The sequence below is a fragment of the Halomonas cibimaris genome (assembly GCF_039537045.1).
Lineage (GTDB): Bacteria > Pseudomonadota > Gammaproteobacteria > Pseudomonadales > Halomonadaceae > Vreelandella > Vreelandella cibimaris.
The window spans coordinates 35,220-41,866 of sequence record NZ_BAAAZT010000068.1 but is presented as its reverse complement, the minus strand read 5'-3'; the positions used below and the strand labels follow the sequence as shown (position 1 = coordinate 41,866).

General features: G+C 67.0%; 9 protein-coding genes. 2 read left to right on the top strand and 7 right to left on the bottom strand.

The window, feature by feature from the left end; translation table 11 throughout:
• Positions 1-41: 41 nt before the first annotated feature.
• Entirely contained in the window at positions 42-227 is a 186-nt protein-coding gene (locus ABD654_RS07665; protein WP_344703907.1) for a hypothetical protein, read from the bottom strand.
• Between the two features lie 192 nt (positions 228-419).
• On the opposite strand from ABD654_RS07665, the gene ABD654_RS07660 reads away from it, so the two are divergent.
• Positions 420-656, top strand: coding sequence for a hypothetical protein (locus ABD654_RS07660; RefSeq protein WP_344703905.1), 237 nt, complete (start codon positions 420-422; stop codon positions 654-656).
• Positions 656-1,480: an exodeoxyribonuclease III gene (gene xthA, locus ABD654_RS07655; protein ID WP_344703903.1), complete on the top strand. Its 825-nt coding sequence runs from the start codon at positions 656-658 to the stop codon at positions 1,478-1,480. Before ABD654_RS07660 ends, xthA begins: the two co-directional genes overlap by 1 nt.
• Here the strand turns inward: xthA and ABD654_RS07650 are convergent.
• Genes ABD654_RS07650 through ABD654_RS07625 form a run of 6 tightly spaced genes read right to left on the bottom strand, consistent with a single transcriptional unit; the run spans position 1,469 to position 6,441 of the window.
• A complete protein-coding gene (locus ABD654_RS07650) occupies positions 1,469-2,563 on the bottom strand; it encodes a tetratricopeptide repeat protein (RefSeq protein ID WP_344703901.1) in 1,095 nt (364 codons plus the stop codon). The two genes, xthA and ABD654_RS07650, sit on opposite strands and share 12 nt — an antisense overlap.
• Positions 2,564-2,568: 5 nt before the next feature.
• Entirely contained in the window at positions 2,569-3,309 is a 741-nt protein-coding gene (locus tag ABD654_RS07645; RefSeq protein ID WP_344703899.1) for an energy transducer TonB, read from the bottom strand.
• Positions 3,310-3,317: 8 nt separating this feature from the next.
• The gene (locus ABD654_RS07640) at positions 3,318-3,725 is read right to left on the bottom strand and encodes an ExbD/TolR family protein (protein WP_344703897.1); all 408 of its coding nucleotides are present in this window, start codon (positions 3,723-3,725) and stop codon (positions 3,318-3,320) included.
• On the bottom strand, positions 3,718-4,275 hold the full coding sequence (locus tag ABD654_RS07635; RefSeq protein WP_344703895.1) for a MotA/TolQ/ExbB proton channel family protein: 558 nt from the start codon (positions 4,273-4,275) through the stop codon (positions 3,718-3,720). Before ABD654_RS07635 ends, ABD654_RS07640 begins: the two co-directional genes overlap by 8 nt.
• Positions 4,250-5,626: a MotA/TolQ/ExbB proton channel family protein gene (locus tag ABD654_RS07630; protein WP_344703893.1), complete on the bottom strand. Its 1,377-nt coding sequence runs from the start codon at positions 5,624-5,626 to the stop codon at positions 4,250-4,252. Before ABD654_RS07630 ends, ABD654_RS07635 begins: the two co-directional genes overlap by 26 nt.
• Positions 5,623-6,441, bottom strand: coding sequence for a DUF3450 domain-containing protein (locus ABD654_RS07625; RefSeq protein WP_344703891.1), 819 nt, complete (start codon positions 6,439-6,441; stop codon positions 5,623-5,625). The genes ABD654_RS07630 and ABD654_RS07625 overlap by 4 nt, the downstream gene beginning before the upstream one ends.
• Positions 6,442-6,647 lie beyond the last annotated feature (206 nt).

The following is a 6,647-nucleotide window of genomic DNA, read 5'->3' as shown; positions in this document are numbered from 1 at the left end:
CGCGTAAACACTGCCGAATAACCCGCAGCTTGAAGCTCTCGTCATATTTCGCCATCAAAAACACCCCGAAGGTTGGATGATGTCCAACTTTCGGGGTGCAGTTCAGCAACGGCCGGTACCTTGAACTGGCGAAGATCCCAGCCCGACTGGCGACGGCGCGGCTTGCGACGGCGGCGCTTGGGTTTGCGCGCCGCGGCCTGCTGTGTGGTCTTTTCCGACTCGCTCATAGGCTTTCTATCTATCCGTTACGGTGGATGAGTGGCATCACAGGTGACGCGGTGTACCCGCCAAGGCGCGCACACCGGCGCCATAGTGTAACAGGGCTTGGCCCCAGAGGCGCAGCGTTGCTGTATGCCAGGCGCCGGTGCCTGTTAGAATGAACGCTTCCATCAGGCTATAGGTTACCCCGGAGCGCTTACATGACGCGTCGCAAAAAGACCCGCTCGCTTGCCGACAAGGTATCGATTCGTACCGGTCGACGTAAGGACTACAAACAGTGGCGCCACGCCAACCCTGACCAGACGGGGCCATCAAAGCGCTTTGCCGCCAAAAAACAAAAGCAGCGCCAGCAGCAGGCGCAAAAACGTCTGCAGCGCCAGCAAAGCGCGCCGAACATTGCCATTCACCCCTCCGATAACGGCGGGGAGAAGCACTGATGCGGCTGGTCTCGTTTAACGTCAACGGCATTCGGGCACGCCCCCATCAGCTAAAAGCACTGGTCGAGAGCCATCGGCCGGACGTCATCGGCCTGCAGGAAACCAAGGTACAAGACAGCGAGTTCCCGCGGGAAAGCGTGGAGGCGCTGGGCTATCACGTGGTGTACCACGGCCAGAAAGGCCATTACGGCGTAGCACTGATGTGCCGCCAGGCACCCGAAGCGGTGTTTTACGGCTTTCCCGACGATGAAGAAAACGCCCAGCGGCGCATGATCGGCGTGCGCCTGCGCGGCGCCGAAGGCGAGGCGGTTACGGTATGGAACGGCTACTTCCCCCAGGGAGAAAGCATCCATCACCCTACCAAGTATCCCCACAAGGCGCGGTTTTACGCCCAGCTCTTGCAGCTGCTGCACGACCGGCACTCGCCCGACGACCACGTCGCGGTGATGGGCGATTTCAACGTATCCCCCGAAGATCGTGATATCGGCATCGGCGAGGCCAACCGCAAGCGCTGGCTGCGCGAGGGCAAAACAAGCTTTCAGCCCGTGGAGCGTGAGTGGCTCGGCGGCATCAAGGCCTGGGGGCTTGCCGACAGCTATCGGATCTGCCACCCGGCGCGTGACGATCTTTTCAGCTGGTTTGACTACCGCTCCAAAGGTTTTGACCGCGACCCGCGGCGCGGGCTGCGCATCGACTATATTCTGGTCAGCTCGCCCCTTGCCCGGCGCGTCCGGGAATCGGGCATCGACTATGCGCTGCGCGGCATGGAAAAGCCCTCGGACCACGCGCCGGTATGGACCGAGTTTGATCTGTCACTGGCCTGACCCGGCTTTCAGCGCTGCCAGCCACGGCTTTGCCTGCTCGTCACCCAGGGCCACGGCGCGCTCAAAGGCCGCTCTGGCTTGGGCATCCTGCCCCCGGGCATAGGCCAGCCGGCCCAGCATGCGCCACTGCTCGGCGCTTTGGGTATGCAGCGCCAGCGCCCGCCGGGCCTTGAGCGCGTGCGACACGTCCCGGGCCTGCTGCCAGGCCGTGGCGCGCAGGCTCAGCGTCAGCGCGCTGCGCACCACCCGCCCCGCGGCAAGCCCGGCGTCCAGCAGTTCAGCCGCTCGCGCCGGCGTACCGCCGCTTATATGCAGGTCAATCAGCTGCCAGTAGTCTGCCGGGCGCTCAAGCCGGCCCAACCGCCAGGCGGTGTCCCAAAGCCCGGCGGCCACCCCCGGCCGGCCGGCGCGCTGGGCGACCCCGGCGGCCTGACGCCACGCATCGGCACTGCTGTCTGGCCCAAGCTCGGCGGTGAGTTCGTCCAGCGCCTTGTCCATGCGCCCGGCGTTGAGGTTGACGGCCAGCGCCAGCCGACGCCGGCGCTCGGTTGCCACTTCACCGGCCGCCTCCAGCGCCCTGGCGGCGTCTTCCCAGCGCTTTTCCTGGGCCAGCCAGCCGATCAGGCGCCAGCGCGCGTCGCGGCGCTCGGCGCCGGCCGGGGCGCTATCCAGCCACTCGCTCAGCCGGGCAACGGCCCGGTCGTTGTCTCCGCCGGCCCGGTAAAGTTCGGCCTGCTCGCGCAGCCAGCGCCGGCTCAGCTCGCTTTTCGGCCCCAGCGCCTGACGCGCCCGGGCAAGCTGGCCGGCGGCAGCGCCGTAACGTTTTTGCTCGGCCAAAGCGCTTGCCACCAGCTGACGATACAGCGCGCTTGCGTAGCGGTCGGCGGCGTTGCCCGAGGCAAAGCGCTCGGCCTGGCGCTTGCCGTGACGCACCGCGCGCTCCAGTTTGCCCTGCTCAAAAGACGCCTCGAGCGCTTGCAAATCACGAATCACATCGCCGGCAAGCGAGGGCGCACCCCACGCCGCGACGCTTGATAGCCCTAGCAGCGCAGCGCACAGCAGGCGGGCAAAATAACGGGGCATATAAACTACCTCAGCTGGAACCGAATACGCTGCGTGGCCCGGCGGCGCTGGCTGCCCGGCTCAAACTGCCACTGGGCAATGGCCTTGCGCGCGGCCGGCTCGAAAACTCGGCGGGGCTTGGCCTGAATCACGCGAATCGAGTCTTTCTCTACCCGGCCGTCGCGGCGAATGACAAAGCGCATCTCGACAAATCCTTCCATACCGCGGCGCTGCGCCCGGGACGGATACTGGGGGCTAACCCGGCGAGTCGGCGCGACCTGCCCTACATCCACCGGCTCGTTGGATGCCGGGCTCGGCTCGGGGCTGGGGCGTGCCTGGCGGTCGGTGGACGGCGTCGCGGCCGCCGCCTGGGCTGCCGGCGCGGGGCTCGGGCCGGGTTCGGGCTCAGGCTGCGGCTGAGGCTCGGGCTGTGGCCTGGGTTCCGGCTTGGCCTCGGTCAGCTCCGGCAGCCGGCTGTCCAGCGCTACGGTTTCGGCCGGCACGTCCGGCAGCGTAGCGTCAGGCAGTGCGATAGCACTGCTTGCCACCGGTGCCGGGGCCGGCGCGGGCGGCGGCGTTTGCGCCACCGTCTGGGGCTTTGTCTGGGCCGGCGCCGGCGGCGGAGGCGCTGCTTGGGTAATCGCCAGCGTCATCTGCTCGGGCTTTTGATGATCGGCGCTTGGCGGCATCACCAAAAGCGCCAGCAGCCAGAAAAGCGTCAGCGCAAGCCCGCCGCCGCAAAGCCAGGAAAGGCCGTTACGCAGCATGGCCCACCTCATGAGCCGCTGCGGCTAGCGGCCACGGCCATCTTTTCGACGCCTGCCTGCTTGAGCCGATCCATGACTTCAATGAGCAGCCCGGTTTCCGCGCGGCGGTCGGCCTGAATCACCACGCTGCCGTCATCGCTGATCATTCCGGCTACCTGCTTGCCCACGCGGTGGGTATCCACGGGGCTGCCGTCAACCCACACGGCCCCTTCGGCGGTGAGCGCTACCAGCACCTGGGCGTCGGCCCGGGAGGTAGCGGCGCTGGACTCCGGCCGTTCGATGTCGACCCCGCTTTCCTTGACAAAGCTGGTGGTGACGATAAAAAAGATCAGCATGATAAACACCACGTCCAGCATCGGCGTCAGGTTGACTTCACTGCTGTCGGCGTCCGCGGCCAGCGAATGGCGTCTACGCATCGTTGTTCTCCCGTGAGCGATGTTCCAGTGCCCGGGTCAGACGGTCGTGCAATCGCTGGTCTTCCCGGCGGATGACGTGCTCAAGGCGGCTGATAAACAAAAGCCCCACCACGGCAATGGCCATGCCGGTGAGCGTGGGCAGCGTGGCCCGGGCCACGCCGTCGGCCATGGCGCGCGCCTGACCGGTATCGTTGAGCGCGAGGCTGTCAAACACGCTGATCATGCCGGTCACGGTACCCAAAAGCCCCAGCAGCGGACACAGCGCCACCAGCAGCTTGAGCCAGGGCAGCGGCTTGGCAAGCCGGGCCATCAGCGTCTGCGCGCGAACGTGGCGCAGCGTGCGTGCGCTCCAGCTGTGATGCTCCCGGCGGGCGGCCCAGCGGCGCACCAGATCCTGGCGCGCCGGCCGCCAGCTGAGCTGATAAAACCAGAAGCGCTCCACACCCAGGGTAAACACCAGCACCGCCACGCCGGCCAGTATCACCAGCACGCCGCCGCCGGCGTCCATCAGCCGGGCAACGGGCTCAAGCCACGGTTGAGGCACGCTCATGCGTCGGCTCCGTGTGTGCTGTTGCGGGGTGGTGTTCCAGATGCGTGGCCAGCGCTGCGCTGGCCTGGCCTTCTACGATCTGCGCCAGCGCCCGGCTGCGGCTGGAAAGCGCGGTCTGGGCAAACAGCAGCGGCACCGCCGTGATCAGCCCCAGCACCGTGGTCACCAGCGCCTGGCTGATGCCGCCGGCCATCAGCTGGGGATCGCCGGTGCCAAACACGGTAATCGCCTGAAACGTCACGATCATGCCGGTCACGGTACCCAAAAGCCCCAGCAGCGGCGCCACGGCTGCGAGCAGCTTGACCAGCGGCTGGCCGCGCTCAAGCCTTGGCAGCTCGGCGAGCACGGCTTCGTCCAGCCGGGCTTCCAGCGCTTCGGGGGCTTGCTGCTTGTCCAGACGCTGAAACCGCAGCAGCACCCGTCCCAGCGGATTGTTGGGCCGCAGCGTGGCAGGCGTTCGGCGCTGGCGGCGCACTCGGGCACTTACCGCCAGCAGGTAGGCATACTGCACGGCGGCCACCAGCAGGCCGACCGCCCCCAGGGCGACGACTACATAGCCGACGTAGCCGCCCTGATGAAACCGCTGCCACAGAGTCGGGCGCTGCGTCAGCGCTTCCAGCACGCTGCCGCGCGTCGGGTCCACCGCCAGGGTGCGGCGCTCGCCGCTGGCGTAGCCGGCCAGCCAGCGGCTGACCTCCCTGGGCGTGTCGGGCTCCAGCGCCGGGCTTTCATCGCCACCCCGACGCGTGAGCAGCGCGTTCGGGGTAAAGGCGGCAAAGTCCCCCACGCGCACCACGCTGCGCTCGCTGACGTTACCGCCGGCATCTGCCACGGGCAGCGTGATACGCTCGGCGCGGCCGGTCGCCCGGGTAAGCCCGGCGAGGCTGTCGACCACGTCTTCCAGATGGCGCTGTTCAAGCACTTCGGCATCGTCCAGGCGCGGCGGCAGCGGCGTATCACCCAGGGTGAGCCAGCTGTCGTCGCCCAGGGCGTTGCGCACCTCGGAGCTGTGGCGGGCAAGCGCTGACAGCAGCCCGGCAAGGCGTTCGCCCTGCTCGCTTTGACGGGTTTCCAACCGGGCTGCGCTGAACGTTTGGGCGGTTTGCCGAATCGACAGCGCAGCGGCTTTGCGGCGTGCCTGAGCATGGGCTTTACGGGCCGCCGCTAGCGCGCTTTGCCGCGCCTGCTGATCGTCGACCAGCTCCAGCAGCCGCTGGCGATCGCGCATTTCTGCGGCCTGGCGCGCCTCGCGCAGAGACGCTACATCGGGCTCTGTCTGCGCCTGGCCGGCGCCAGCCAGCAGCAGCGCACCGGCAGCGACCAGCAGGACCCTCCATCGAAATCGGCTCATGCGTCATCCCCTTGGGCATCTTTTGTATCATCGCTCGGCGGTGCGGCGACTGTGACCGACAGCGGCATGGTCAACAGCTCAGGGGCACGCTGCGCCTCGGCCACCAGCAGGCCGTGGCGCACTTCGCGCCGGCCGGCCTCGTCCAGCGGCTGCCACTGGCGGCGCTCGGCGTGCCAGACGCCACCCTTGCGGCCGTCCGGCGTCAGGTAGTACCAGCCGATGCGCCCCAGACGAAGAAAGTCCACCTCTCTGGTTTCTTCGTCGCTGAGCTGTACGCGGCCGCGCCAGCGATCCACGTCGCGCCCGTAGGCAAGCTCGGCGCGCCAGGCTTCCAGCAGCCGGCGAATACGCGCAGCGGGTGCCAGCGCTTCGTCGTTTTCCACCCGCGCCAGGCGTTCCTGCTTGAGAAACGGCATGTCGTTTTTGATAAAGCCGCTTAGCTGGCGCGCCATGTCCTGTTCGATGCGCGGCAGCGCCTTGCGGGTGTGCTCAAGGGTATCAAGCGCCCGGCCAAGCGCCTGCTGGCGCTCGGCCTCGTCTGCCAGCCGCCGCTGCTGCTTGCGGTTTTGATGGCGCAGCGCGCGGGTTTCACGTTCAAGCTTGCGAAGCTCTGCAATGGCCGTACGGGTTTTTTCACTGGCCTGATCAATCTGTGCTTGCAGCTTCGCCTGGGTATGCTGGGCATCTACCCCGTCCACCGCCGCACGAGACGCGGCCGCCTCGTCAGCGGCCCATGACGAGCCTGCAGGCAGCAGCGCGGCCAGCGCACCGGCCGCTGCCAGACAATACGCCGCTGCGCGAATGGTGTTAGTCAAGAGCATCTCCGCCACATGGGTCAGCGTGCTTATCCGCCGGCGGCTCGATCGTTGAGAATGGCCAAGGGATAAGAACGGTTTGCGTTTGTACGCACAGCCTAGCACTTCTTTATTGAATGGCAATACTTATCATTTAATTTAGCGCCGCGCGCGGCCTCTCCGGCGATTCCGGCTATAAAAAAACGCTTCCGGGCGTGCCGGAAGCG